Raw genomic sequence first — 25,436 nt, 5'->3', positions numbered from 1 at the left:
CCCCTCTCCTCTCCCTCGGCCGCCCCGTTCCCCCGCGGCCCCGCGGCCCCGGCCGGGCTCATCCCCGCGAGGACTCCCGCGGGGGCTCCAGTTTGACCCCCACACCGCGCAGTGTGTGCAGATAGCGGGGGTTGGCCGCGGTCTCGCCCAACTTCCTGCGGAGCCAGGAGAGATGGACGTCGATGGTCTGGTCGTCGCCGTAGCTCTGCTGCCAGACCTCCGCCAGCAGCTCCCTGCGCGGTACGACGACCCCGGGGCGCTGCGCGAGGAAGGCCAGCAGGTCGAACTCCCGGCGGGTCAGGTCCAGCGGGCGTCCGTCGAGTTCGGCCTGCCGCCGCAGCGGGTCGATGACCAGTCCCCCGGCCCGTATCGCCCGGTCCGCCTCCGCGCCCGCCGCGGCGCCCGTGCCGGCGCGGCGCAGCACGGCGGCCATCCGGGCGGAAAGGTGCTCCACGGAGAACGGCTTGACCAGGTAGTCGTCGGCACCGTCGTTGAGCAGCCGGACGATCTCCGCCTCGTCGTCCCGCGCGGTGGCGATGATCACGGGCACCTGGGTGATCCCGCGCAGCATCTTCAGCGCCTCGGCCCCGTCGAGGTCGGGCAGCCCGAGATCGAGTATCACCACGTCGAACCCGAAGTGCGCGACCTCCCGCAGCGCCTCCAGGGCCGTCCCGACGCTGCGCACGGTGTGGGATGCCTCCGTCAGGTGCCTGATCAGGGCGGAGCGTACGAACTGGTCGTCCTCGACGACGAGCACACGTGCCATGGGCGGCACGTTACGGCATACGCGGACATGCCAAGGAGGCACCGGACGGAGCGGCACGGCCGCGAGCGCGCGGCGAAAGCGGCTAGGGTGCGCGGGATGCGACGAGGACTGGTTCACGCGGGCGCGTGGGTGCTGGCCACCGGATCGGCGGTGACCCTGTCCTGGTTCGGCGTGCACACCGTGGTGTCGGGCACCGCGTACGACCTGCCGCGGGCGCTGCCGATCACCTCGGGCGCACCGGCGCCGTCCGCCTCGCGCCCCGAGCCGGAGACCGCCTCCACCCGGAGGCCCAGGCCCTCCTCGACCGCCCACTCCCCCGAGGCGTCCAGGCCCTCCGTCTCGCGCGGCTCCGGCGGGGCCCGCCGGGACGCCGGGCCGGGCGGGGGCGCCACGCGCGCCGGCGGCGGGTCCGGGAACGTGGAGAGCCGCGAGGTTCGCGGCGGCCGGGTCGCCTTCGACCTGGGCCGGGACTCGGCGGGCCTGGTCTCCGCCACCCCCAATCCCGGCTGGGAGATGCGGGTCTGGCAGGAGAGCGGGTGGATACGGGTCACCTTCAGCCGGGGCGAGGAGTCGTCGTCGGTCTTCTGCGTCTGGCACGGCTCCCGGCCGCAGGTGACGGTCGACGAGCACGGGGGCTGACGGCCCGGGGGCCGGGGCGGCGGGACTCCCCACGGTGTGCCGCCCGGGGCCGGCTCAGGCCCCCGCGGGCGGATTCCGGCCGGCGTAGTAGGCGCGCAGGGCGGCCTCGGCGCCCGAGCCCATGGCCGTCATGATCCGCTGGAAGCGGGACGATCGCACATCGCCCGCGACCAGGACGCGGGGGTGCTGGCGCTCCGGCGGGCAGTAGCCCGCCGCGTCGCGGACGAGGTCGCCGGCCGGGGCGGCGGGGGCGCTGCCGATGTTGGCGGCGACCGCGTCCGCGCGGACCACGGCCCGCCCGCCGTCGCGGCCGGTCGTCTCGGCCGTGACCGCCGCCTCCCCGCCGGTCCGCAGGACCAGGTGCCCGACGGGCAGGAGCGTGACGCGGGGGTCGTCGCGGATCTCCTCCACCTTGTAGTCGTCGCCCGGAGGGTGGGCCACCAGCAGACGGGTGCCGGTGTCCGGGTTGGCGCGCAGGAAGGTGCCCAGCGGGCGGTCGCCGCCGAGGACGAGCAGGGTGCGGCCCTCGGCCCGTCCGGGTTCCACCTCCCACAGCGGGGGCGGGGCGAGGCCGGCCGGGGCGGTGATCCAGGGCGCGTCCGCGGGCCGGAGCGGCCCGACGCCGGTGGCCAGGACCGCGTACGGGGCCGTCAGGCGGCCGCCGGAGTCCAGGGTGACGGTCACCCGGTCGTCGCCGGCGCGGATCCGGGTGACGCGGCGGCCGAGTTCGAGGCGGCACGGCCCGGTCCGCTCCAGGTCCGCCGTGACGGCGCCGGCCAGCTCCGGGCCGCTCGTGAAGCCGCCCAGGACGTTGTCCAGCACCGGGATGCGGGCCAGGGTGCGGCACAAGGCGTCCGGTTCGACCAGCACCGAGCGCATCCCCACGCCCGCGGCCGTCCGGGCGGCGGCGCAGCCCGCCGGGCCTCCGCCGACGACGACCAGGTCGGTGTCGCCGGTGCGGGGCGGTGTGGTGGTCATGGGGACATTCCAGCACCGGAGCCTCGTGCGGCGCGGGGATTCGCCGCAGGGGGCCGGATCCGGGTGCGGGTTCCGTGCCGGTCCCGGGGGCCGGATCCGGGTGCCGGAGCCGGGGCCTGGCTTCAGCGCCGGTGGAAGACCCGCGCGGGCGGCTGCGGGGAGGGGGTGGCGGTGGCGTCCGTGACGGGGGCGGCGCCTCCGGTGAAGTCGGCCAGCGCGCGGCCGTGTTCGACCCGGCCCGGGTGCGGGTCGCCCGCCGCGCGCCGGGTCAGCTCCGCGACGGGCAGCGCCCGGTCGGAGGCGGCCAGGACGGCGTTGCCGAAGCGCCGCCCGCGCAGCACGGCGGGGTCGGCGATCAGGCACAGTTCGGGGAAGACGGCGGCGGCGGTGGCGACCTGCGCGCGCAGGTGGGCCAGCGGCGGCCCGTCGGCGAGGTTGGCGGCGTAGAGCCCGCCGGGGCGCAGCACACGGCGGACCTCGGCGAGGAACTCCCCGCTGGTCAGGTGGGCGGGGGTGCGGGCGCCGCCGAAGACGTCCGCGACGATCAGGTCGGCCCCGCCCTCGGGGAGCCTGGCGAGCCCGGCACGGGCGTCGCCGCCGCGCACCCTTATCCGCCAGGCGCCCTCCAGCGGCAGCTCGCGGCGGACCAGGGCGGTCAGCGCGGCGTCGGCCTCGAAGACCTGCTGGGTGGAGCGCGGCCGGGTGGCGGCGGTGTAGCGGGCGAGGGTGAGCCCGCCGCCGCCGAGGTGCACCGCCCGCAGCGGCTGCCCGGGCGGCGCGGCCAGGTCGATCAGGTGGCCGATCCTGCGCTGGTACTCGAACTCCAGGTACGCCGGGTCGTCGAGGTCCACATGGGACTGCGGCGCGCCGTCGAGCAGCAGCGTCCAGGCGCGCGGCCGGTCCGGGTCCGGCAGGAGCTGGGCCAGTCCGCCGTCGACCGGCTCGCTCACCGGCTCCCTGGTCCGCCTGCCGCCCTCGCGCCGCCGCCCGTTCCTCGCCACACGGTCAAGTATCACCCGTGCGGCCCACCCGCGCCCCGTGGGACCGCGCCCGCTCCCTCAGGCGCCGCCCTCGGCGGCGGCGATCGTCCGGGCCGCCTCGCTCAGCGCGGCGCGCAGCCGCGCGGGCTCGGTGGTGCCCGTCTGCGCGCTCTCCGGGGGCACCAGCCATCCGGTGCCGGCCGGCGGCAGGCCGGCGGGGCGGCCGGAGCGGCGGTGGGCCGGGGCGCAGACGCTGCCCGGCAGGTCCCAGTCCTCCGCGGTGCCGGGCGGCACCAGGAAGCCGAGGGTGCCGCCCGCGCCGTCGTGCAGCACCGGGCCCACGCTCTCGCGCAGGCGCAGGATGTCGACGGCCTCCAGGCCGTGCCGCGCGGGCACGGTCACCAGTTCGCAGGGCGCGTCCGGCACTCCGGCGGACGGCGGACCGCCGCCGGTCTCGCAGCCGGTGTCCAGCACGGGGGAACCTCCTCCTGGGTCGTCCTCCACGTTCGCTACACGAGGCTCAACGAACCGGTCTGTCAACCGCTACGGCGTAATGCCGCCGCAAAGGATGGCAGTTCATGGCAGATCACGTGTTGGATATCCCGTTTGTCGGCAAAACATCTCGTATCTTCCGTGAGGCAGCCGGTACGGTCCCGGCCATGGCGTCGTCACCGTCACCCTCAGCGCCGGCGGGTCCGGGCCGCCAGCCCAATCTGGCCTTCCGGCGGTTGCGCGGGCGGCTCTCGCCCGGGGAGTTCGCGGCGGCCGTCCGCAGAGCGGCCCGGGAGATAGGCGAGAACGTCTCCTGCGACGCCCGGTACGTCGGGCGGGTGGAGGCCGGGGAGATCCGCTGCCCCAACTACGCCTACGAGCGCGTGTTCCTGCACATGTACCCGGGGTACTCGCTCACCGACCTGGGCTTCGAGCCCCGTCAGGCGGTTCGCGGGCGCACCGCGCGCGGACGGGGGGCGTACGACACCGCCGGCGCGCCCGAAGACGCCCGTATGCGCCCCGGCTCCACCCACTCGGAGCCGCCCTGCCCGACCCGCGATCCGGTCCACAGCCCGGACGATCGCCCGACCGACGAGGAGAGCCACGTGCTGCGTCGCGCGTTCATGACCGGCGGCCCGGCCGCCGTGGCGGCGGTGTCCCTGGGGCCCCTGGCACACCCGGCCGCCGCCACGGCCCCGGCCGCCGCCCGGAGCGGCCGGCCCGGCGGGACCGAGGCCGCGGCCGTGGAGGAGACGGTGCGCGACATCCGGCTGTTCGACGACCGGTACGGCGCCGACGGCCTCTACCGCCGGGCCGGCGGCGCGCTGCGGGCCGCGTACGACCTGCTGGACGCGGGCGCCCGGCGGCAGCCGACCGCCGACCGGCTGCACTCCGGGACCGGTGAACTGGCCCTCTCCGTGGGCTGGCTGGCCCATGACTCGGGCCGTCTCGCCGAGGCCCGCCCGCACTACGCCGAGGCCCTGGCCATCGCCCGGGTGGCCGGGGACCCCGCCCTGGAGGCGCACGCCTTCTGCAACACCTCCTTCCTCGCCCGCGACGCCGGGCGCCCCCGGGAGGCGGTACGGGCCGCGCAGGCCGGGCAGCACATCGCCCGCCACCTGGGCTCGGCGCGGCTGCTGTCGCTGCTGGCGGCGCGCGAGGCGGGCGGCTGGGCCCTCCTCGCGGACCGCACCGCCTGCGAGGAGTCGATCGGCCGGGCGCGGACGCTGTTCGAACGCGGCGCCTGCGACGCCGACCCGGAGTGGATGACCTTCTACGGCGAGGCCGAACTGAACGGGCTGGAGGCGCAGTGCTGGGCCGCGCTGGGTGAATGGGGGCGCGCGGCACGCCGCGCGCGCCGTGCGGTGGTCCTCCAGGACTCGCACTTCGCCCGCAACACCGCCCTGTTCACCGCCGAACTGGCGGACGACCTCGCCGGCGGGGGCGAGGTGGAGGAGGCCGCCGGGTCCGCGGGCCGGGTGCTGGACCTGCTCGGGCAGGTGCGCTCCTCCCGCGTCAGCGGGATGCTCGACGGCACCGCCCGGCGGCTGCGCCACCACCGGGGCGTCCCGGCCGTCGCGGACTTCCTGGACCGCCTGGCCGAACGGGAAGGGCGGACGGGACCGGCGGGACCGGCGGGGCGGACCGAGCCGGCCGCGGGCGCCCGGTCGGCCTGACGGCGGCCCGATCGGGCCCTCCTCACCTCCCCGGCAGGTCCAGGTGGCCCCGGTCGTTCCAGCTCTCGACGGCCGGCTCCCCGTACGCCCAGCCCAGCACCGACAGCGCTCCCGCGTCCAGGCGCAGCCGCGCGGCGAAGGACGGGTCCAGGCCCAGCCAGCGCGCGCCCAGCACCCTGAGCAGATGGCCGTGCGCGAAGACGAGCACGTCCCGCTCCGCCGACCGCGCCCAGGCGACCACCTCGTCGGCGCGGGCGGCGACCTGCTCCAGGCGCTCGCCGTCCACCACGCCGTCGCGCCAGATGAGCCAGTCCTGGCCCGCCCGCTCCTTGATGCCCGCCGGGGTCAGCCCCTCGTACGCGCCGTAGTCCCACTCCAGCAGCGCGTCCCAGTCGGCGGCCCGGTCCCCGAAACCCGCCAGGTCGCAGGTCTCCCTGGCCCTCGACAGCGGGCTGGTGCGGACCTCGGCGTCCGGCAGCCCCTCCCAGGGTGCGCCGCGCAGCCGCTCCCCCAGCGCCTCCGCCATGCCGCGTCCCTCCTCCAGCAGGGGGACGTCGGTGCGGCCGGTGTGCCGCCCGGACCGGGACCATGCGGTCTGGCCGTGCCGGACCGCGAGGATGCGCGCTGCCATTCCATGCCTTTCGAAAGGGGCTCCCGGCGCCGCCGCCGGGCTCACGACCATCATCGCGCGCCAGGCCCGCGCACCGCTCGACCCCCTGCCGCTCCCCTCGCGTCCTCCTCCCCTCCCCGCGTCCGTACCGCCGTACGGCCGTCCGGGCCGTGCGGGCCGTGCGGGCCGTGCGGTGCGGCCGGCCGCGGGAGCCGGGGGGTGTCCGCGACGGCCCGCGCACGGCTTCGGTGGTGGGCCGAACTGCCGCTGACCGCCGTGGTCCACGGCGCGTACGCCGCCGAACCGGTGGCGTACGCCACCGGTTCGGCGCGACCTCAACTCCACATGTGTCACAGGCGGATGTCACACTTCCGCGGGTGAGCCACAACTCCGACAGCCAACCGACGACGGCCCTGCGCCGGCGGCTCGCCGAGCTGCGCGGCGCCGATGTCGCACCCCGGCCGATGGACGCGCGGGCGCTCGCCGCGCTGGCCGCCAACCCGGGCTGCCGCCGCCGGGCGCTGCTGGACGGCGCCGGGGTGGACAAGGGCGCGCTGGCGGAGGCTCTGGGCTCCCCCGCGCCCTTCGGGCAGTCGCAGTTCGCGTTCGTCCGCGGCCACGCCTTCGAGGCGCGGGTGAAGGGGGACGGCGGCGCCGAACTGATGCGACTGGTCCACGCGCGCACCGCCGCGGCGGACACCCCGGCCCCCGAACCGGGCGGGGTGTCCGTACCCGACCTGTCGGCGCCCGGCCCCGCCGGGCGCGCGGAGCGCACCCGGCAGGCGCTGGAGCGGGCGACGGCCGACGGCGGCTGGACGCTGCTGGACCACCCGATGGTGCGGCTGGACGTGGCCGGATCCCCCGTCCACCTGGAACCCGACGCGGTGGCGGTTCACCCGGACGGGCGCTGGACGGTGGTGGAGATCAAGTCCTTCCCGATCCTGGACGGTTCGGCCGATCCGGCCAAGGTCGGCGCCGCGGCCCGGCAGGCGGCCGTCTACGCCCTGGCGCTGAAGGCGCTCGGCGGCCGGGTGGACGAGCGGGCGCTGCTGGTCTGCCCGAAGGACTTCTCCAACCTGCCCACCGCCGAGGCGGTCGACCTGCGCAGGCAGATCGCCACCACCCGGCGGCAGCTCGCCCGGCTGACGCGGCTGGAGGAGATCGCCGCCGCGCTGCCCGAGGGCGCCACCTTCGACCCGGCGCGCCCGCCCGCCGAACTGGCCGGTTCCGTCGAGTCGGTTCCGGCCGCCTACGCGCCGCAGTGCCTGTCCACCTGTGAACTGGCCTTCCACTGCCGGGACCGGGCCCGGTCCGGGGGCGCGGTGGAGGTGCTGGGCCGCGAGGTCCGCGGGGAACTGGGCGGACTGGCCACGGTCGGAGCGGTCCTGACGGCCGCCCGCGACGAGGCGCGCGACACCGCGGACGGCCCTCCGGAAGAGGCCGCCGCGAACCCGGCCGCCGCCGCGCTGCGCCGCGCGGCCCTGCTGCGGGCCGAGGCCCTCGCGGCCGCGGGGAGGTCCTGATGTCGCTGGTGACCACCCTGGCCCGGATCGAGGCAGCCGCCACGGGCCGGGCACAGCCCGTGGCGACGGTGCGCCACCGGCACCTGGCCGAGCGGCCCCTGGTCCTGGTGCCGCTGACCACCGCCGGCGAGGCCGGCGCCCCGCTGGGCGCGATGGTGGGGACGGACCGGGACGCGCCGCGCCTGCTGGTCGTGCCCCAGCCGCGCGACCGCACACTGCGCTTCGCCTTCCTCGCCGAACTGGCCGACGCCGTACTGCCCCATCTGGAGTCCGCGCAGGACGGGGTGGAGCTCGTCGAGCGCTCCGAGACCGACCCGGAGACGGGGAGGAGGACGAAGGTCGAGGTCGAGCTGTGCGCGGACGCGCCGCAGCTCGTCGTGCCCAGCGCCGCGGGCGTCGACCACGTACGGCTGCTGGGCCGGTCCATGCGCTTCCGCCGCACCGCCGAGGAGGACCCGGAGGCCGCCCACCCCGCCCCGCCCCGGCTGCCGCTGCTGGGGCGGTGGCTGACGCACTACGGGGAGCGGGCCCGGGTGCCGGGCTCCTCCCTGCTGCTGGCCGTCACCGAAGTGCTGGGCCGCCACTGGGCCACGGGCCAGAGCCGCCTGGAGGACCAGCACCTGGGCGCCCTGCTGGCCTGGATCACCGCCGGGGACGGCGAGTCGGGCGCGGAGGCCGCCCTCCGCGCCGAGCTGGCCCGCGACCGCGACGGGCTGCTGCTGACCCCGCCCGCGGGCCCGGCCACCGATCCGGCCTTCGACAACCGCAGGCTGGCCCCGGCCGTCGCGCGGTACGACGCGGGGCTGCCCGGCGCCGAGGCGGAGATCCGCGAACTGGTCGCCTCCCAGCTGCGGCCCACCTGGGACGCGGTGTGGCAGGGCCTGGACCTGCTGCGCGCGCTGCCGCCGGGCGCGCACGTCGCGGACCGCTGGAAGCGGGACCGCTGGTCCTACACCGCCCACCGCGACCGGGTGCGCGCCGGAGAGCCGCCGCAGCCCAGGCGCGACGACGCGGTGACGGCGGCCCGCAAACTCGCCGCCCGGGAGACGGCCCAGGCGGAGCTGGCCGCCCAGGAGGCGCTGGACGACCCGCTGGTGATGGCGGAGCGGCGGATGGCCGGGGAGGCGTTCGAGGGCGAGGTGGTCGAGGTGGAGATGGCGTACTCGTCGGGGAAGCGTCCGATGCCGCGCCCGCTGGTCACCGTCCGCACCGCCGACCGGCCGCACCTGGAGGGGGGCGAGCGGCTGCACCGGGCCCTGGAGAGCGGGAAGCCGCAGCCGGGGACGTTCGCCGGATCCCCCGAGCCGGGGCTGCTGACGGTACGGCTGATCGGCGGCATGGGCCGCGGCAGGGAGCCCGAGGCCGGCTCGGTGCCGGAGAAGGGCGAGACGGTGTGCTGGACGCTGTTCGAGCACGCGCCGCGCGGCGGGCCGGACCTGCCGGACCCGGAGGAGACGCCGTGGACGCACGGCGGCCCGCCCGACCCCGACGCCCTGGACGCGCCCGACCCCGTGACGCCGGAGGACCTGCTGTGAGCGGCACCCCGGCCGGCGCCCCCGCCGGCACCGCATCCCCCGACGGGACCGAAACCGGAGCCGGGGCCGGGACCGGCGCAGCGCCCGACCCGGGTGCGGCCGCCGCCGCGGCGACCGGCGCGATCCTGCGCGACGTCCTCTCGGGCGCCCACCGCGGTGTGGTCGTGGACTCGCCGCCCGGCGCCGGCAAGACCACACTGGTGGTGAGCGCCGCCCGGGAGCTGGCCGCCGCGGGCCGCCCGCTGATGATCGTCGCCCAGACCAACGCCCAGGTCGACGACCTCGTGGACCGGCTGGCGACCGCCGAACCGGAACTGCCGGTGGGACGGCTGCACAGCAGCGAGGCGCAGCCTTACTCCCCGGTGCTGGACCGCCACCCGTCGGTGGTGAAGTCGTCGAAGGCCGCGGATCTGGCCGGGCTGGACGTGGTGGTCTCCACGGCCGCCAAGTGGGCCCACGTCAGGGGCGCCGGGCCGTGGGAGCAGGCCATCGTGGACGAGGCGTACCAGATGCGCTCCGACGCGCTGCTGTCGGTGGCCGGGCTCTTCGAGCGGGCGCTGTTCGTGGGCGATCCCGGCCAGCTCGACCCGTTCAGCCAGGTCGGCGCCGAGCAGTGGGCGGGGCTGTCGTACGACCCGTCGGCCAGCGCCGTGACCACGCTGCTGGCGCACAACCCGGGCCTTCCCGTGCACCGGCTGCCGGTCTCCTGGCGGCTGCCCGCCTCGGCCGCGCCGCTGGTGTCGAGGGCGTTCTACCCCTACACCCCGTTCCGCAGCGGTACCGGGCCGGGCGAGCGGCGGCTGGAGTTCACGGTGCCCTCCGACGGCTCCCGTGTGGACAGGGTGCTGGACGAGGCGGCCGGTTCCGGATGGGGGCTGCTGGAGCTGCCCGCCCGCCACACCCCGCGTACCGACCCGGAAGCGGTCGCGGCCGTGGCGGCGGTGGTACGGCGGTTGCTGGAGCGAGGCGGCGAGGCGTTCGGCGGACGCTCCGGGGAGCCCTCCCCGGTGACGGCGGAGAGGATCGCGGTGGGCACCGCCCACCGCGACCAGGCGGCGGCCGTCCGCGCGGCGCTGGCCTCCCTGGGTGTGACGGATGTCGCGGTGGACACCGCCAACCGGCTCCAGGGCCGCGAGTTCGACGTGACGGTGGTGCTCCATCCGCTGTCGGGCCGCCCGGACGCCACGGCCTTCCACCTGGAGACGGGGCGGCTGTGCGTGCTGGCCTCGCGCCACCGGCACGCCTGTGTGGTGGTGTGCCGGGCGGGCGTCCCCGAGCTGCTGGACGAGTACCCCTCCGCCGAGCCGGTCCAGCTCGGCGTCACGGTCAAGTTCCCGGACGGCTGGGAGGCCAACCACGCGGTCCTGGCCCATCTGGCGGAGCACACCGTGCCCTGGTGAGCGCCCCGCACGGGGCGGCCGGGAGGGGCCGGTCGCTCGGACCCGCGCCGGGCGGGCACGAGGATGGACAATGGAACGCTGCCCACGACCGACGGAGGTATCTCCATGCCCGAGCCGAATCCGGCTCCGGAACGGCGCGGCGGTGAGCCGCGCCATCGGCGCCCCGCACCGCTGCTCTTCGAGCCGCCGGACGCCGCCGCGGACCCCGAGCACTTCTTCGACCTGGAGTCCATCGAGGATCCGCGCGAGCTGCTGGGCCGCGCCACCGAACTGGCGCTGGCCTTCCGCGCGGCGGCGGACCGGGCCATGGAGTTCCAGGCCGTGGCGGCGGCGCAGCTCGCCGACCCCAGGCGCTTCGACCGGCTGCCGGACGAGGCGATCGCCGAGCGGGCCGAGTGGACGGCCGACTACGCCCGCAAGATGATCGAGTTCGGCCGCGAGCTGATGCGGGACCGCACCCCGGAGTGACGGCGCGGGGTGCCGCGCGGGGTGACGGCGGACGTGGGACGGCCGGGATGCGGTGAACCGCGGTGGCGGCCACTGCGGCGGCCACTGCGGCGGCCACGGCTACGCCCGGGGCATATGCGGGTGCGGAAGATACCCGACGCCGCCGCGCCGCGTCCCGTTTTCGCGGATTTCCAGGGACGGTACACAGGTTGCCGGTAGATGTTGGGGGCATGAGTGATCCCGCCGCCTATGTGACCCCTGCCGGAGCCGAGTGGCTCGCCTCCTCGAGCGCCTTCCCGCGCAGCGTCCACGCCCTGTGGGCGGTGCGCCCCGGCGCCCCGAGCACCCTGCCCTGCGGTACCGCCTTCGACGTGGTCAGCGTCGGCACGCTGTTCGGCCGCCGGATGCTGGACCGGCTGTGGACCTCCGGGCCTGGCACCGGCCCGGTGGCGCTCCACGCGGGCCGGATGCTCCTGTTCGCCGAGCCCGGCACCGCCCAGCGGCTGCCGGCCCTGCTGCGCTGGCGGGAGTGGCGGGGCTCGTCCGCCCCGGAGGGTGCCGCCGGGACCGGGACCGGCGGCCGCGCGGACGGTACGGGCGGCGCTGCGGAAACGATCCCCCCGCTCCTGTGCTACGGCCTCGGCGACGCCGTGACCATCCCTCCGCCGGTGCCCGGCGAGGGCTGCCCGCCCACCACCCGCTGGCTGGTCGCCCCGGACGTCCGCAAGCCCTGGCTGCCGGGCACCGAGGCGCTGCTGTGGGCCTGCGTGCGGGCCGTCCGCGAGGGCGGCCGGGGGCTCGCCGGCGGCCGTGATCAACCGATTTCCGCTCCCTCGGATCAGGGTGCTAAGGTTTACCACGTCAACAGGCGCCGCTAGCTCAGTTGGTTAGAGCAGCTGACTCTTAATCAGCGGGTCCGGGGTTCGAGTCCCTGGCGGCGTACAGACAACCGGAAGGCCCCCGCGGAAGCGGGGGCCTTCCGGCGTCACACCCGCGTACGGGCCTCCGGCTCCGGGCTTCCGCCGCCCGGGACTCCAGGGCAGCGGGCCCGGACGGCGGGATCCCGGAGCCCGCTCACACCATCCCGGGGCCGGGGCCCGGCACTCCGCGCACGGTGACCTCCACCCGCCAGCCCCGCTCGGTGCGGTCCACGACCTCCACCCGCACCGTGCCCGTGTCCACGTCCACGTCCACGTCCTCCCCCGGGCCCAGCGGCGCGTCGGCCAGCGGCGGGTACACCGAGACGCGGTCGCACGCCCCGGTGCCGGGGTGGCCGTCGACCACCTTGACGGGGCCCTGCGCCGAGGGGACGTCGTTGCGCACCCGGTAGACCAGTACGCCGCTGGTGCAGGAGGTGACGTCGTTGCCGCTGGGCTCCCTCGCCTCGATCGCCAGCGCCTCGCCGCGCCCCGTGCGGACCGCGATCAGCCGGGTGTCGGAGCCGCCGCCCGGTCCGCCGCCGCCCGGTGCGCTGATCGCCCGCAGGGTGTGCCGGCTGGTGCCGGCCTCGGCCCGGCAGTCGACCTGGCCGCCGTCCAGCCAGCCCAGCTTCCACTTGTGCCAGCCGAAGGGATCCGGGGAGAGCCCGAACTGGCTGCCCATGATGTCCCAGTCGCCGACGTGGGTGTCCCAGTCGCCGTCGCCGTCCTCGGGCTGGTGGTAGAGGTCGGGCAGGTCGAAGATGTGCAGGGTCTCGTGGGCGAGGACGTTGCGGTCCGGCGGGTTCTTCTCGAAGACCGTCACGACCCGGTGCAGCTCGACGCCGTCCACGGTGATCGGCTCCTCGAGGTTGACGACCTTGGTGGCGTCGGAGTTCACGCCCGGCGCGTCGGGGTCGGCGACGAGGTAGACGATGTCGTAGTCGCCGAAGTCCACGTGCGGGTCGGCCGCGGCGACGGCGTCGTGGAGGTAGGCGCCGCGCAGGTCCGGCTCCCAGTCGCGCTGTATCCCGTACGCCCGCGAGTCGGCGGCCATCTCGAACCAGCGGGGGGTCACGTGCGGGCGCAGCTCGAACGCTCCGTAGGAGGCGCGCTCGAAGAAGTCCGAGGTGTCGGGGAAGTAGTCGGCGGCCAGGGCACGGGGCGAGGTGGCGGGCCGGGCCTCGGGGAAGGACAGGAAGACCATCAGCGCGTCGAGCTCTCCCAGGGGCCGGGGGTAGGCCGGGTTCCAGGTGTCCAGGCCCTCGGAGTGGTGGAGTGCGGTGCGTTCCAGGGCGCAGGAGTCGGCGCCGGCCGCGACGGCGACCGGTCCGGTGACCAGGCTGGTGCCGACCAGTGCGGAGAACGCCGTGAGCACCGCCCCGGTCCTGCGGGACCGGGGGCCCGGCCAGGAGCCGCCCGGCCGGAACACGGGCTCGTTCCGCCCCCCTCCGGTCCACTCGGCCCTGCGCGTAAGCCGCACATCGTCCTCCCGCGGTGGTGTCGGGGCACGGCGCCCCCGGGGAGGGGCACGGCACCCACTGTGTGCCTTCCTGTGCCCGCGTGCCCCGTTCCGCTAAGCCGTACGAGTGAGACCCCACAGGATCACCGTGCGTAACAATCGGTCATCATCGGTCGCCTGCGGGAAGCTGCCGCGCAGGAACGATCAGCCGCTCGAAAATGCGTCCCAGGAGTCCGCCGCACGGATCCGGAACACTCCGCGCGACACTGGCTCGACCGCCCGATAAGCCTCTATGATCGGCACATTTCCAGGGCGGACACCCCCACGACGACCACCGGCCCGCCGCCCGGGCCACCTACACGAGACGAGTCCCCCGCGGGAGCGATCGGTGAATGGACCACTCGACGGACCGGGCAGGAAACCGGGTGACAGTCCGGGCACGACGACCCCCGCCGTGACCGAGAGTGATGATCCTGCGGGCTTCCGGGCGCCCGCCCCTCCCGGCCCGCCCTCCGGCCCTCCCCTCGGTCCGGCGGACTACCGCACCGCCTTCGAGGCCGCCGGCCTCGCGATGGCGGTGATCGACGGCGAGGGGCGCGTCCTGGCCGCCAACCACGCGCTCGGTCAGCTTCTGGGCTCCCCCGCCGCCGAGCTCGCCGGCACCCCCGTCGCCGCCCTGACCGGGCTCGGCATCGACGACCGGGCCCGCGACGAGTGCCAGGCCGTGCTGGAGGGGCGCAGCGACTCCATGAGCTGCACCCGCCGCCTCAAGCACGGGGACGGCCGCTCCGTGTGGGCCAGGGTCACCGTGGTGCCCACCGGCGAGCCCGCCGCACGGTCCGGGCGGCGCCGCGGCACCGCCCTGCTGACCGTCGCCGACATCAGCGAGCGGTGCGACCTCCAGGAGCGGCTGCGCCATCTTCAGATGCACGACCCGGTCACCAGACTGCCCAACCGGTCCCTGTTCTTCGAGCGGCTGTCCACCGCGCTCGCCGAGTCCACCACCGGCCGGATCGGGCTGTGCTACCTGGACCTGGACGGCTTCAAGGCCGTCAACGACACCCTCGGCCACCGGGTGGGCGACCGCCTCCTGGACGCGGTCGCCGACCGGCTGCGCAGGTGCGCCGAGCCGGGCGGGCACCTGGTGGCGCGGCTGGGCGGCGACGAGTTCGCCCTGCTCGCCGAGGCGTCCACCGGCACCCAGCCGCTGACCGAGCTGGCCGAGCAGGTGCTCGCCGCCCTCCAGCAGCCGTTCGACCTGGACGGGCAGCGGCTGGCGGTCTCCGCGAGCATCGGTGTGGTGGAGCGGCCCGCCGCCGGGACCACCGCCACGGAGCTGATGCAGGCCGCGGACACCACGCTCTACTGGGCGAAGGCCGACGGCAAGGCCCGCTGGACGCTCTTCGACCCCGAGCGCAACGCCCACCGCATGACCCGCCAGGCGCTGTCCAGCACCCTGCGTCCGGCGCTGGAGCGCGGCGAGTTCGCGCTGGAGTACCAGCCGATCGTCTCCCTGCACGACGAGACGCTCACCGGGGTGGAGGCGCTGGTGCGCTGGCGGCACCCGAGGCTCGGCACGCTCGCCCCCAACCGGTTCATCGGACTGGCCGAGGAGAACGGCGCCATCGTGCCGCTGGGCCGCTGGATCCTGGCCGAATCGTGCCGCCAGGCCCGCCGCTGGCAGCTGCAGCAGCCCGGCCGGCCGCTGTACGTCAGCGTCAACGTGGCCGTGCGGCAGGTGTGGGACTCGGACCTGGTGGCCGACGTCGCGGCGATCCTGGAGGAGACGGGGCTGCCGCCGGGGCTGCTCCAGCTGGAGCTGACCGAGTCGGCGGTGATGGGCTCGGCGGGACGGCCGCTGAAGGCGCTCCAGGCGCTGTCCGACATGGGGGTGCGCATCGCGATCGACGACTTCGGCACCGGCTACTCCAACCTCGCCTATCTCAGCAGGCTCCCGGTGCGCGGGCTGAAGCTGGACGGAACGTTCGTCCGCGGCTTCCGCACCGCCCGCTCCCTCAACCCGGCCGACGAGACGATCGTCACCTCGCTGGTCCAGCTCGCCCACAACCTCGGGCTGACGGTCACCGCCGAGTGCGTCGAGGGCCCGGCCCAGGCCGACCGGCTGCGGCGGATCGGCTGCGACACCGGCCAGGGCTGGCACTACTCCAAGCCGGTGCCGCCGGACCGCATCAGTCAGCTGCTGGTGGCGGACGGCAGTCCGTAGGCGTCGGCGATCAGCCCGTAGCTGCGCAGCCGCGCCGGTGCCCCGTGGGACTGCGAGGTGATCATCAGCTCGTCGGCCCCGGTGCGCTTGGCCAGCGCATCGAGACCGTCGCGCACCTGCCCGGGCGTGCCGTACACCACGTTGGCGAGCCAGCCGCGCACGAAGTCGCGCTCCAGCTCGCCCATGCCCCGCTCGTACTCCTCGGCCTCCTCGGGGGTGGGCACCAGGCCGGGGCGCCCGGTGCGCAGCCGCAGCATCGACAGCGCGCCGGTCATCACCTGGCGGTGCGCCTCCCTCTCCTCCTCGGCGGCCAGGGCCGAGACGCCGATCAGGGCGTACGGCTCGTCCAGCACGTCCGAGGGGCGGAAGGAGGAGCGGTACAGCTCCAGGGCGGGGAGGGTGTTGGCCGCCGAGAAGTGGTGGGCGAAGGCGAAGGGCAGGCCCAGGCTCCCGGCGAGCTGCGCGCTGAAGCCGGAGGAGCCCAGCAGCCACACCGGCGGCCGGTCCGCCGGCTGCACCCCGCCGGGCACGCGGCCCTGCACGGGGCCGGGGACGGCGTGGATGCGGGCGTAGGGATGGCCGTCGGGGAAGTCGTCGTCGAGGAACCTGATCAGCTCGGCCAGCTGCCGCGGGAAGTCGTCGGCCGCCTCGTGCGGCCGGTCGGTGCGGCGCAGCGCGGCGGCCGTCGCCCCGTCGGTGCCGGGGGCGCGGCCCAGGCCCAGGTCGATGCGGCCGGGGGCGAGCGCCTCCAGGGTGCCGAACTGCTCGGCGATCACCAGGGGCGCGTGGTTGGGCAGCATCACCCCGCCCGAGCCGAGGCGGATGGACTCGGTGTGTGCCGCGAGGTGGGCCAGGATGACGGCGGGCGACGAGCTGGCCACCCCGGGCATGGAGTGGTGCTCGGCGACCCACAGCCGGTGGTAGCCCCGGCTCTCGGCCAGCTTCGCGATCTCCACGGAGGTGCGCAGGGCGTCGGTGGCGGTGCGGCCGGCGCCGACGGTGGCCAGGTCGAGCACGGACAGCGGGACGGGCGCGGTGCCCTGCGCGGCGCCCCTCACCGGGTCACCGACGTGTCCGCCCGTCTGTCCGCCGTTCCTCGCGTCCGCGTCCTTGACCGGGTCCATCGCGGGCTGCCTCCTCGTGGTGCGTGTGCCGCGGAACGTCCGCGCCGGAAGAGCACAGCCCGCACGGCCCGCCCGTTATTCCCGCAGGAGCAGCGGCTCCGCGAGCGCCCGGCCGTCGAACAGCGCCCCCAGCGCCGGGCAGGAGACCGTGCGGTCCAGCAGGCGCAGCCCCTCCCAGACGGTGACCTGGTTGGCGGTGAGCACCGGCTTGCCCAGCACCGCCTCCAGCTCGGGGATCCAGGCGGCGGTGTGCAGGGCGGTGTCGGGCAGCAGTACGGCCTGGGCGTCCGGATGGTCGCCGGCGCGGGCCAGTGCCAGCACCTCCTCGCGGCCCCAGGTGCCGACCTCCGCGGCGGTGACGATCCCGGCGCCGCGCACCGACACCACCTCGGCGCCCGCCGCCTTGAGGAAGGCCCTGAAGTGCTCGGCCACGTCCTCGGGGTAGGTGGCGGCAACGGCGACCCGCTCGGCCCCCAGCGCCTGTACGGCGTGGGCGAAGGCGAAGGACGTGCTGGAGGCGGGGAGCGCGGCGGCCGAGGAGAGTTCGCGCACCTGCTCGTGCGCCCCGTCCCAGCCGAAGACGAAGCTGGCGCTGGTGCACGCCCACACCACCGCCTGGGCGCCCTGCTCGCGCAGCCGCCCGGTCCCGGCCGACAGACGGGCGGTGGACCCCATCTCCAGCAGCGCGTCCACGCGGTGCGCGTCCTCGCCGATGTCGGTGTGGACCAGCGGCAGCCGGACGGAGGCGGCGACCTCGCCGAGGATCGCCTCCAGCCGGGGGTACTCGTCCTCGGCGGAGTGCCCGGGATAGAGGAAACCGACGACGTCCGCGGTCCGCTCCGCCCGCTCTGCCCGTTCCGCCTCTTCCATCCGGCCCGTCCGGCCCGTCCAGTCCATCCGGTCCTCCTCTTCCTCGGTTTCCTCTGCGGTGGTCCCCTCCCCGCGGCGGCGGGGCCGCGGTGCGGGTCACAGGAGCGGCAGTCCGCCCGGGTCGTCGGGAAAGGGCGGCGGCTCCGCGCCTTCGGCCGCCTCCGGCTCCGTCCCGGCTACCGCGGGCTCCGGCTCCCGTTCGGCCGACGGCCCCGGCACCCCCGCGGCGCTCCCCAACTCCGCCGCGCCGTCCGGGATCACGGGCGGCCCCGGCGGCAGGGACGACATGGACGCCGGGCCGCGCCGGGCCACGGGGTCGAGCAGCGCCTGGTAGGGGCCGACCGCCTCCTTGCCGATGCGGCGCAGCGCCGACCAGACGGTGACCTGGTTGGCGGAGAGCACCGGCATCCGCAGCTCCGCCTCCAACTGCGGGATCACGTCGTACGTCGGCAGGTTGGTGCAGCTGATGAACAGGGCGTCGGGCGCGTCCACCACGGCCTCGCGGGCCATGTCGACCACGTCCCGGTACGGCACCCGCCAGATCTCCCGCGTCAGCCCCAGATAGCTGCGGCCGGTGACCTCGATCCCGGCCTCGCCCAGGAAGGCCTCCAGGGAGTCGGTCACCGACCGGGTGTACGGGGTGACGACGGCGACCCGCCGCGCGCCGAGTTCCTCCAGCGCCTCCAGCAGGGCGCCCGAGGTGGTGAGGGAGGGGACTTCCCCGGAGAGTTCCATGGCCGCGCACATGGCCCTCTCCCCGCCCGTGCCGCCCACGAAGGAGCCGGAGGTGCAGGCGTACGCCAACACTTCCGGCGCCACCGCGCACAGCGCCTGGACGGCCTCCCGCAGCGTCTCGTGCTCGCTGACGAGCCGGGCCAGGTCCAGGCTCACCTCGACGGGGACGAACGGAGTACGGGTCAGGTGGAGGGAGACGTCGTCGGGGACCCACCGCCACAGTTCGCGGTCGAGTGCGAAGTCGAAGGGGGCGACGACACCGACTCCGCGCTGCGGATGCGGACCGCCGAGGAACGAGACATCCATGAGCACCCCTTGAAGAGGGTAGGGGCGGCCAAGGGCCGTTGACGGGGGAAAAGCCGGCGGAGGACAGCCGGGACGCCGGGACAGATGCCTTCGTTGACGAAGGTAGTTACAGGTCCCTACCGTGGTCAATCCTTCCGTCCGTCCGTGCGTCCGTACGGTGCTCCGGCCCTCTTCCCGTCCGGCTCCGATACTTCCCCGCCCTCGTTGCCCCCTCGTTGCGAAACGGTTTTCCGCCCATGTCAGAAACGACTGTTCGAGCCGGCGTCCCCGTTCTCTGCGTTCTCGGTTCCCCCGGCGTTTCCGGCGGCGACCTGCCGAACCCGCCGAATCTGGAGCGCCTCTCGGGGCGCGCCCGGGTGGAGTACGCCGACGGGGACTCGCTGGCCTCCCTGCTGCCTGCCGCGGACGTGCTGCTGGTCTGGGACTTCGCCTCCGACGCCGTACGCCGCGCCTGGCCCGGGCCGGGCCGGCGGCCGGAGTGGGTGCACACCGCGAGCGCCGGGGTCGACCGGCTGCTGAGCTGTCCGGAACTGGTCGACTCGAAGACGGTGGTCACCAATGCGCGGGGGGTCTTCGACCAGCCCATCGCCGAATACGTCGCAGGTCTCGTCCTGGCTTTGGCCAAGGATTTTCGCGGCAGTTGGGAATTGCAGCGGCAGCGGCGCTGGCAGCACCGGGAGACAATGCGGCTGGCCGGAACTCACGCGATTGTCGTAGGTTCGGGTCCCATCGGCCGGGCAATCGGCCGCACACTCATGGCACTGGGTGTCGAAGTGGAACTCGTGGGGCGCAGGGAACGGTCCGGCGATCCGGAATTCGGCCGGATTCACGCCAGTGGAATGCTCCACACCCTCCTCCCCTCCGCCGACTGGGTCGTGTGCGCGGCGCCCCTGACCGAGTCGACCACCGGGATGTTCGACGCCGCCGCCTTCGCCCGGATGAAGCCGACGGCCCGTTTCGTCAACGTCGGGCGCGGAGCCCACGTGGTGCAGGAGGACCTGGTCGAGGCGCTGGTCTCGCGCCGGATCGCGGCGGCGGCGCTGGACGTCTTCGCCGACGAGCCGCTGCCCTCCGGCAGCCCGCTGTGGGACGTCCCCGGCCTGCTGGTGTCACCGCACATGAGCGGCGACACCGTCGGCTGGCGCGACGACCTCGCCCGGCAGTTCTGCGACAACTTCGACCGTTGGGCGGCGGGCGAGCCCCTGTTCAACGTCGTGGACAAACAGCTCGGTTACGTCCCGGACAGGAGCGCGCCATGACCGGCCCCACCCGCCCGACCGGATCCACCGCCCCGGCCCGCCCGGCCCACCCGGCCGATCCCGCCGACCCCGCCGACCTCACGGTCCTGACCGCCACCCGGCTCGTCGAGGGCTACGCCCGCGGGGAGTTCACCCCCGTGGAGGCGGTCCGCGCCGTGCTGGAGCGGTCCGAGCGCGTCCAGCCGGCGGTGAACGCGTTCGTCCGCATCGACGCCGAGGCGGCGATGGACCAGGCGCGGCAGTCCGCCGACCGGTGGCGGCGCGGGGAGCCGGCCGGCCTGCTGGACGGGGTCCCGGTGTCGGTGAAGGACATCCTGCTGCTGCGCGGCGGCCCGACGCTGCGCGGCTCGTGGACGGTCTGCGCGGACGGCCCCTGGGACGAGGACGCCCCCTCGGTGGCGCGGCTGCGCGAGCACGGGGCGGTGTTCACGGGCAAGACGACGACGCCGGAGTTCGGCTGGAAGGGCGTCACCGACAGCCCGCGGCACGGCGCGACGGGAAATCCGTACGCCCCGGGGCGCACCGCGGGCGGGTCCAGCGGCGGCAGCGCGGCCGCGGTGGCACTGGGGGCCGGGCCCCTGAGCCTGGGCACCGACGGCGGCGGCTCGGTCCGCATCCCGGCGTCCTTCTGCGGGATCTTCGCGCTGAAGCCGACGTACGGGCGGGTGCCGCTGTACCCGGCCAGCGCCTACGGGACGCTCGCGCACGTCGGCCCGATGACCCGCGACGCACGGGACGCGGCACTGCTGATGGACGTGATCACCGGCCCGGACGCCCGCGACTGGTCGCAGCTCGGACCGGTGCCCGGCAGCTTCCGCGACGGCCTCGGCGGCGGGGTCGCCGGCCTGCGGGTGGCTTACTCCCCCGACCTCGGCGGCCGGGTGGAGGTGGACGCGCAGGTGGCGGCGGCGGTGCGGCGGGCCGTGGAGGCGCTGGAGGGGCTGGGCGCGCGGGTGGAGGAGCGCGACCCGGGCCTGCCCGACTCCCTGGACGCCTTCCACACCCTGTGGTTCAGCGGCGCCGCCCGGGTGACCCAGCATCTGGACCCCGAGCGGCGCGCGCTGCTGGACCCGGGCCTGCGGGAGGTGTGCGAACAGGGTGCGGCCTACAGCGCGCTGGACTACCTGGCGGCGGTGGACGTGCGGATGTCGATGGGCCGGCTGATGGGCGCCTTCCACACGGAGTACGACCTGCTGGTCACCCCGACGCTGCCGGTCACCGCCTTCGAGCTGGGCGGGGAGGTGCCGCCGGGCTCGCCGTACACCCGCTGGACGGGCTGGACGCCGTTCACCTACCCGTTCAACATGACCCAGCAGCCCGCGGCGTCCCTGCCCTGCGGGGTGGACGGCGGCGGGCTGCCGATCGGGGTGCAGCTGGTGGGCGCACGGCACGCCGACGCGCTGGTGCTGCGCGCCGCGCACGCGCTGTACGAGGCGGGGGCCGCCGACGTTCCGCCGCCCCCGGCGCCCCCGGCGCTCGCTTCCGGTGCGGGCCGGGAACCGGCGCCCGGTCCGGTATCCCGCCCGGTGCCTAGGCCCGCCGGAAGTTGAGGCTCTCGCCCAGGGCCCCGGCCCGCCACAGGTCCTGGCAGGCGTCGGCCATCCGGTCCAGGCCGTCCACCACCGCCCCCCACACGATCCCGGGAACCCAGCCGGCGTCGCCGTTGATCAGCAGGTTGTTGCGCTCGTAGAACAGGGCCAGGTCCACCACGGTCGGCCTGCCCCGGTGCCCCGCCTCCGCCTCGTACCCGTAGGAGGAGGTGCCGAGCTGGACGTCGGTGAAGGTGAAGTAGCACAGGTCGCCGGGGATGGGCGTGATGGTGGGGTTCTCCAGCGGCGGCTCGGCCGGGGCGAACGCCGGCAGGAGTGTGTAGATCTCGTTGCGCGCGTACTTGGCGTGGTAGACGTCACCGCCCAGCGGAAGGGCGTTCCACACCGCGTCACAGGTGACGGGAGCACGGTCGTCGAGCAGTTTCGCCGTGCAGCTCACCCCTCGCTTGTCGAGCGATACTTCGATGAAACGGTCTGCCATTTCGGCTCCTGTCCGTCGATTTCCCTCTCAATACTGACGCAGCGGCCGGGCCCGGCCGTCAACACCGCAACGGCCGCATCAAGGGCCGGAAACAGCGGGCATATTTTCCTTTGATCGGGGTAGTGGCGCGCCCATGGCTCCACCACAAAGGAACGAGACAGGAAAAACAGACATCGGAGAAAGCCCCGGTGACCGGAGGAGACCCGTCCGGGGGATAAGCCGCCGCGCGATGCTGGCGGGTCTCGGCGCGCTGGGCGCGGCGGGCACGATCGGCGTGGCCGGATGCAGCCGGGTCCCCACCACCGGGAAGGCCGGCGAGGGCAACCTGCTGGAGCGCATCCGGGCCCAGAACACCGTGCGGGTGGGCATCGCAGGTGAGGTCCCCTACGGGTACATCAACGACCAGGGCGAACTGACCGGTGAGGCGCCGGAGATCGCGAAGGTCATCTTCAATCGGCTGGGTGTGGAGAACGTCGTCCCCGTTCCGACCGAGTTCGGTTCGCTGATTCCGGGACTCCGCTCGCAGCAGTTCGATGTGGTCTCCGCGGGCATGTACATCAATCCCCAGCGCTGCGAACAGGTGATCTTCGCCGACCCCGAATACGTGATGCTCGACGCGTTCATCGTCCCGAAGGGCAATCCCAAGGGGCTGAACACCTATGAGGACATCGTCCGGACGGGCGCCAGGATGGCGACCGGCACCGCCTACGCCGAGATCGACTACGCGGTCGCCGCCGGTGTCCCCCGCGACGAGATGCTGATCCTGCCCGACCAGGTCGCCGGACTGGCCGCCGTCGAGCAGGGCCGGGCGGACGTCTTCGCCGGCACCTCGCTGACCGTCCGCCTGGTGGTGGAGGGCAGCAACCGGGCCGAGTCCACCGAGCCCTTCCAGCCCATGGTGGACGGCGAACCGGCCATCGGCGCGGGCGGCTTCGCCTTCAGGCCGAGTTCCACGGTGCTGCGGGACGCGTTCAACCGGGAGCTGCGCAGGCTCAAGGAGAGCGGTGAGCTGCTGGAGATCATGCGGCCCTTCGGTTTCACCGAGGACGAGATGACCGACCTGACCGCGAAGGAGCTGTGCGCGTCATGACCTGGGGCCTGTGGGAGTCCTACATGCTGCCCGGCATCTGGATCACCATCCAGGTGACGGTGTACAGCGCCGCGCTGGCCGCGGCCGTCTCCTTCGTCGTCGGAGTCCTGCGGACCTCCCCGCTGTGGATCGTCCGCTTCCTGTCCGGCGCCTACTTCGAGATCTTCCGCGGAGCCTCGGCGCTGGTGTTCATGTTCTGGCTGTTCTTCGCGCTGCCGATCGCCTTCGGCTGGCAGCTCGTCCCGATGTGGGCGGGCGTGCTGGCGCTGGGCCTGACCTACGGCGCGTACGGCTCGGAGGTCGTACGCGGCGCGCTGGCCGCGGTCTCCCCGGCCCAGCGCGAGGCGGGCATCGCGCTGAGCTTCACCCGTATGCAGCGGCTGCGGCGCATCGAACTGCCCCAGGCGTGGCCGGAGATGGTCCCGCCCTTCAACAACCTCGCCATCGAGCTGCTGAAGGGCACCGCGCTGGTCTCGGTCATCAGCGTGGCCGACATGACCTTCGCGGCGAACCTGATCCGCTTCACCACCAACGAGAGCGCGCCGATCTACACGCTCCTGCTGGTGATGTACTTCGTGCTCGCCTTCCTCATCACCCGCGCCATGCGGCTGGTGGAGCGGAAGGCCAAGGCGGGTATCGGGCAGGCGCCGCCGCCGGGCACCGGGCTGCTGGGCGGTCTGCGCCGCCGGACGAAGACCGCCGACCCCGTCACCGGGACGGCCACCGCGGGCACCCCGGGGGGTAATCAGTGAACTGGAACTGGGACGTCGTCGCGGACTTCATGCCGCGCTTCTGGGACGGGGTGCTCGTCACCCTCCAGGCGCTGGTGCTGGGGTCCCTGCTGGCCTTCACCCTCGGTCTGGTGTGGGCCGTCGCACAGCGCTCCTCCAGGGCGTGGATCCGGACGCCGGTGACCGCGGTCACCGAGTTCATCCGCAACACCCCGCTGCTGGTGCAGCTTTTCTTCCTCTTCTACGTGGTGCCCGAGTGGGGGCCGGCCATGTCCCCACTGGTGACGGGCGTGATCGGCCTCGGCCTGCACTACTCGACCTACACCGCCGAGGTCTACCGGGCCGGCATCGACGGTGTGCCCGAGGGGCAGTGGGAGGCGGCCACCGCGCTCAGCCTGCCGCCGGTGCGCACCTGGACGGCCGTGATCCTGCCGCAGGCGATCCGCCGCGTGGTGCCCGCGCTGGGCAACTACGTCATCGCCATGCTGAAGGACTCGCCGCTGATCGCGATCATCGGGGCCTTCGAGATGCTCGGCGAGGCGCGCGCCTACGGTTCCGAGACCTTCCGGTTCCTGGAGCCGATCACCGTCGTCGGCATCGCCTTCATCGTCATCGCCTACCCGGCTTCCCTCCTCATCCGAGCCCTGGAGCGTCGTCTTGTCCGCTGACACCCCGCGTGAGAACGCCACCACGAGCACTGCCGCGGACGGCCGCGAACTGATCCGCTTCGACAAGGTGACCAAGCGCTTCGGCGACCACGTCGTCCTGGACCAGCTGGAGTTCAGCGTCTCCGCCGGAAAGCACGTCACCCTCATCGGCCCCTCCGGATCGGGCAAGACCACGATCCTGCGGCTGCTGATGACCCTGCTCAGGCCCGACGAGGGCACCATCACCGTCGACGGCGACTACCTCACCCACGAGGAGAAGGGCGGCAGGCTCGTCCCCGCCGGGGAGAAGCACGTCCGCGAGGTGCGCAAGAAGATCGGCATGGTCTTCCAGCAGTTCAACCTCTTCCCCAACATGAAGGTGCTGCGCAACGTCACCGAGGCGCCCGTCCACGTGCTGGGCATGGGCAAGGACGAGGCCGAGCAGCGGGCGCGCGAGCTGCTGGAGATGGTGGGGCTGACCGAGCACGTCGACAAGTACCCCACCCAGCTCTCCGGCGGCCAGCAGCAGCGCGTGGCCATCGCCCGCGCACTGGCCATGCGGCCCAAGGTGCTGCTGCTGGACGAGGTCACCTCCGCGCTCGACCCGGAGCTGGTCGCCGGGGTGCTGGACGTCCTGCGGGACATCGCGCACACCACCGACATCACCATGCTGGTGGTCACCCACGAGATGAACTTCGCCCGCGACATCTCCGACGACGTGCTGATGTTCAACGAGGGCAAGGTGATCGAGTCCGGCCCGCCGGAGAAGATCTTCAACGACCCCGACCACGAGCGCACCAGGGAGTTCCTGAGCGCGATCCTCTGACGGCGCGGCACCGCGCCCGGCCCTCCCGCCCGTCCGCCTTCGAACATGTTTCGGGAAGCGGGCGGGGGGCCAGTGTTCTGTGCGGGGGCGGCGTACGGCCGCCGGCCGCCCCGCACCCGAAGACCCGGTGACCCTCGGGCGGGTGTCGCACCGCGAGCGGTCACCCGC

Annotated in this window: 24 protein-coding genes and 1 tRNA gene; 15 read left to right on the top strand and 10 right to left on the bottom strand. The window is 74.7% G+C overall.

The features are described from left to right. Positions 1-58: 58 nt before the first annotated feature. Complete coding sequence (locus QPK52_RS17565; RefSeq protein WP_177213818.1) at positions 59-766, bottom strand: response regulator transcription factor; 708 nt, start codon at positions 764-766, stop codon at positions 59-61. 96 nt (positions 767-862) lie between these two features. Between QPK52_RS17565 and QPK52_RS17560 the strand changes: the two genes are divergently transcribed. Further along, complete coding sequence (locus QPK52_RS17560) at positions 863-1,405, top strand: hypothetical protein (protein ID WP_410538432.1); 543 nt, start codon at positions 863-865, stop codon at positions 1,403-1,405. A 54-nt stretch (positions 1,406-1,459) separates the two neighbouring features. Here QPK52_RS17560 and QPK52_RS17555 read toward each other — a convergent pair whose 3' ends face one another. The 3 genes from QPK52_RS17555 to QPK52_RS17545 all read right to left on the bottom strand — a co-directional run bounded on the left by QPK52_RS17555 (position 1,460) and on the right by QPK52_RS17545 (position 3,837). After that, positions 1,460-2,383, bottom strand: coding sequence for an FAD-dependent oxidoreductase (locus QPK52_RS17555; protein WP_410538431.1), 924 nt, complete (start codon positions 2,381-2,383; stop codon positions 1,460-1,462). Positions 2,384-2,505: 122 nt separating this feature from the next. Then, a complete protein-coding gene (locus tag QPK52_RS17550; RefSeq protein ID WP_410538430.1) occupies positions 2,506-3,384 on the bottom strand; it encodes a spermidine synthase in 879 nt (292 codons plus the stop codon). Between the two features lie 57 nt (positions 3,385-3,441). Beyond that, positions 3,442-3,837 (bottom strand): hypothetical protein, encoded by a 396-nt coding sequence (locus tag QPK52_RS17545; protein WP_410538429.1) that lies wholly within the window; start codon positions 3,835-3,837, stop codon positions 3,442-3,444. Between the two features lie 185 nt (positions 3,838-4,022). On the opposite strand from QPK52_RS17545, the gene QPK52_RS17540 reads away from it, so the two are divergent. Beyond that, the gene (locus QPK52_RS17540; protein ID WP_410538428.1) at positions 4,023-5,531 is read left to right on the top strand and encodes a hypothetical protein; all 1,509 of its coding nucleotides are present in this window, start codon (positions 4,023-4,025) and stop codon (positions 5,529-5,531) included. Positions 5,532-5,553: 22 nt separating this feature from the next. Here the strand turns inward: QPK52_RS17540 and QPK52_RS17535 are convergent, their stop codons facing one another. Further along, positions 5,554-6,162, bottom strand: coding sequence for a histidine phosphatase family protein (locus tag QPK52_RS17535; RefSeq protein ID WP_410538427.1), 609 nt, complete (start codon positions 6,160-6,162; stop codon positions 5,554-5,556). Positions 6,163-6,605: 443 nt separating this feature from the next. Here QPK52_RS17535 and QPK52_RS17530 point away from each other — a divergent pair, with 443 nt between their 5' ends. The 6 genes from QPK52_RS17530 (at position 6,606) to QPK52_RS17505 (ending at position 11,988) form a co-directional block, all read left to right on the top strand. After that, the gene (locus tag QPK52_RS17530; RefSeq protein ID WP_410540369.1) at positions 6,606-7,664 is read left to right on the top strand and encodes a hypothetical protein; all 1,059 of its coding nucleotides are present in this window, start codon (positions 6,606-6,608) and stop codon (positions 7,662-7,664) included. Beyond that, the gene (locus tag QPK52_RS17525; RefSeq protein WP_410538426.1) at positions 7,664-9,199 is read left to right on the top strand and encodes a hypothetical protein; all 1,536 of its coding nucleotides are present in this window, start codon (positions 7,664-7,666) and stop codon (positions 9,197-9,199) included. The genes QPK52_RS17530 and QPK52_RS17525 overlap by 1 nt, the downstream gene beginning before the upstream one ends. Before the next feature lie 122 nt (positions 9,200-9,321). Continuing rightward, entirely contained in the window at positions 9,322-10,599 is a 1,278-nt protein-coding gene (locus QPK52_RS17520; RefSeq protein WP_410540368.1) for an AAA domain-containing protein, read from the top strand. Between the two features lie 105 nt (positions 10,600-10,704). Then, complete coding sequence (locus tag QPK52_RS17515; protein ID WP_093654211.1) at positions 10,705-11,067, top strand: hypothetical protein; 363 nt, start codon at positions 10,705-10,707, stop codon at positions 11,065-11,067. Between the two features lie 209 nt (positions 11,068-11,276). Next, entirely contained in the window at positions 11,277-11,924 is a 648-nt protein-coding gene (locus QPK52_RS17510; RefSeq protein WP_410538425.1) for a hypothetical protein, read from the top strand. After that, a tRNA-Lys gene (locus tag QPK52_RS17505) sits at positions 11,915-11,988 on the top strand. The genes QPK52_RS17510 and QPK52_RS17505 overlap by 10 nt, the downstream gene beginning before the upstream one ends. A 132-nt stretch (positions 11,989-12,120) precedes the next feature. Here the strand turns inward: QPK52_RS17505 and QPK52_RS17500 are convergent. Then, positions 12,121-13,341, bottom strand: a complete 1,221-nt coding sequence (locus QPK52_RS17500) for a M6 family metalloprotease domain-containing protein (protein WP_410538424.1) — start codon at positions 13,339-13,341, stop codon at positions 12,121-12,123. Positions 13,342-13,879: 538 nt separating this feature from the next. On the opposite strand from QPK52_RS17500, the gene QPK52_RS17495 reads away from it, so the two are divergent. Further along, on the top strand, positions 13,880-15,649 hold the full coding sequence (locus QPK52_RS17495; RefSeq protein WP_410538423.1) for a putative bifunctional diguanylate cyclase/phosphodiesterase: 1,770 nt from the start codon (positions 13,880-13,882) through the stop codon (positions 15,647-15,649). Here the strand turns inward: QPK52_RS17495 and QPK52_RS17490 are convergent. The 3 genes from QPK52_RS17490 to QPK52_RS17480 all read right to left on the bottom strand — a co-directional run bounded on the left by QPK52_RS17490 (position 15,619) and on the right by QPK52_RS17480 (position 18,684). After that, entirely contained in the window at positions 15,619-16,773 is a 1,155-nt protein-coding gene (locus tag QPK52_RS17490; protein ID WP_410538422.1) for an LLM class flavin-dependent oxidoreductase, read from the bottom strand. The genes QPK52_RS17495 and QPK52_RS17490 overlap by 31 nt on opposite strands. Positions 16,774-16,848: 75 nt before the next feature. Next, positions 16,849-17,643 carry a decarboxylase gene (locus QPK52_RS17485; RefSeq protein ID WP_410540367.1) on the bottom strand — a complete coding sequence of 265 codons (795 nt, stop codon included), beginning with the start codon at positions 17,641-17,643 and terminating at the stop codon, positions 16,849-16,851. 96 nt (positions 17,644-17,739) lie between these two features. Then, positions 17,740-18,684, bottom strand: coding sequence for an aspartate/glutamate racemase family protein (locus QPK52_RS17480; RefSeq protein WP_410538421.1), 945 nt, complete (start codon positions 18,682-18,684; stop codon positions 17,740-17,742). 236 nt (positions 18,685-18,920) lie between these two features. Here QPK52_RS17480 and QPK52_RS17475 point away from each other — a divergent pair, with 236 nt between their 5' ends. Next, on the top strand, positions 18,921-19,943 hold the full coding sequence (locus QPK52_RS17475) for a D-2-hydroxyacid dehydrogenase (RefSeq protein WP_410538420.1): 1,023 nt from the start codon (positions 18,921-18,923) through the stop codon (positions 19,941-19,943). After that, positions 19,940-21,493 carry an amidase gene (locus QPK52_RS17470; protein ID WP_410538419.1) on the top strand — a complete coding sequence of 518 codons (1,554 nt, stop codon included), beginning with the start codon at positions 19,940-19,942 and terminating at the stop codon, positions 21,491-21,493. The genes QPK52_RS17475 and QPK52_RS17470 overlap by 4 nt, the downstream gene beginning before the upstream one ends. Here the strand turns inward: QPK52_RS17470 and QPK52_RS17465 are convergent. After that, the gene (locus tag QPK52_RS17465; RefSeq protein ID WP_093654195.1) at positions 21,474-21,974 is read right to left on the bottom strand and encodes a DUF3830 family protein; all 501 of its coding nucleotides are present in this window, start codon (positions 21,972-21,974) and stop codon (positions 21,474-21,476) included. The genes QPK52_RS17470 and QPK52_RS17465 overlap by 20 nt on opposite strands. A gap of 229 nt (positions 21,975-22,203) precedes the next feature. Between QPK52_RS17465 and ehuB the strand changes: the two genes are divergently transcribed. The 4 genes from ehuB to ehuA are packed head-to-tail and all read left to right on the top strand — an operon-like array spanning position 22,204 to position 25,268. Continuing rightward, positions 22,204-23,064 (top strand): ectoine/hydroxyectoine ABC transporter substrate-binding protein EhuB, encoded by an 861-nt coding sequence (gene ehuB / locus QPK52_RS17460; protein WP_410538418.1) that lies wholly within the window; start codon positions 22,204-22,206, stop codon positions 23,062-23,064. Next, the gene (ehuC, locus tag QPK52_RS17455; RefSeq protein WP_410538417.1) at positions 23,061-23,816 is read left to right on the top strand and encodes an ectoine/hydroxyectoine ABC transporter permease subunit EhuC; all 756 of its coding nucleotides are present in this window, start codon (positions 23,061-23,063) and stop codon (positions 23,814-23,816) included. The genes ehuB and ehuC overlap by 4 nt, the downstream gene beginning before the upstream one ends. Further along, complete coding sequence (gene ehuD / locus QPK52_RS17450; RefSeq protein ID WP_410538416.1) at positions 23,813-24,463, top strand: ectoine/hydroxyectoine ABC transporter permease subunit EhuD; 651 nt, start codon at positions 23,813-23,815, stop codon at positions 24,461-24,463. Before ehuC ends, ehuD begins: the two co-directional genes overlap by 4 nt. Then, positions 24,453-25,268: an ectoine/hydroxyectoine ABC transporter ATP-binding protein EhuA gene (gene ehuA / locus QPK52_RS17445; protein ID WP_410538415.1), complete on the top strand. Its 816-nt coding sequence runs from the start codon at positions 24,453-24,455 to the stop codon at positions 25,266-25,268. The genes ehuD and ehuA overlap by 11 nt, the downstream gene beginning before the upstream one ends. Positions 25,269-25,436: the final 168 nt, after the last annotated feature.

Source organism: Streptomyces sp. KL2, from assembly GCF_046529545.1.
Taxonomy (GTDB): domain Bacteria; phylum Actinomycetota; class Actinomycetes; order Streptomycetales; family Streptomycetaceae; genus Streptomyces; species Streptomyces radiopugnans.
The sequence above is the reverse complement of the archived record's forward strand: the minus strand, read 5'-3'. Positions and strand labels throughout refer to the sequence as shown.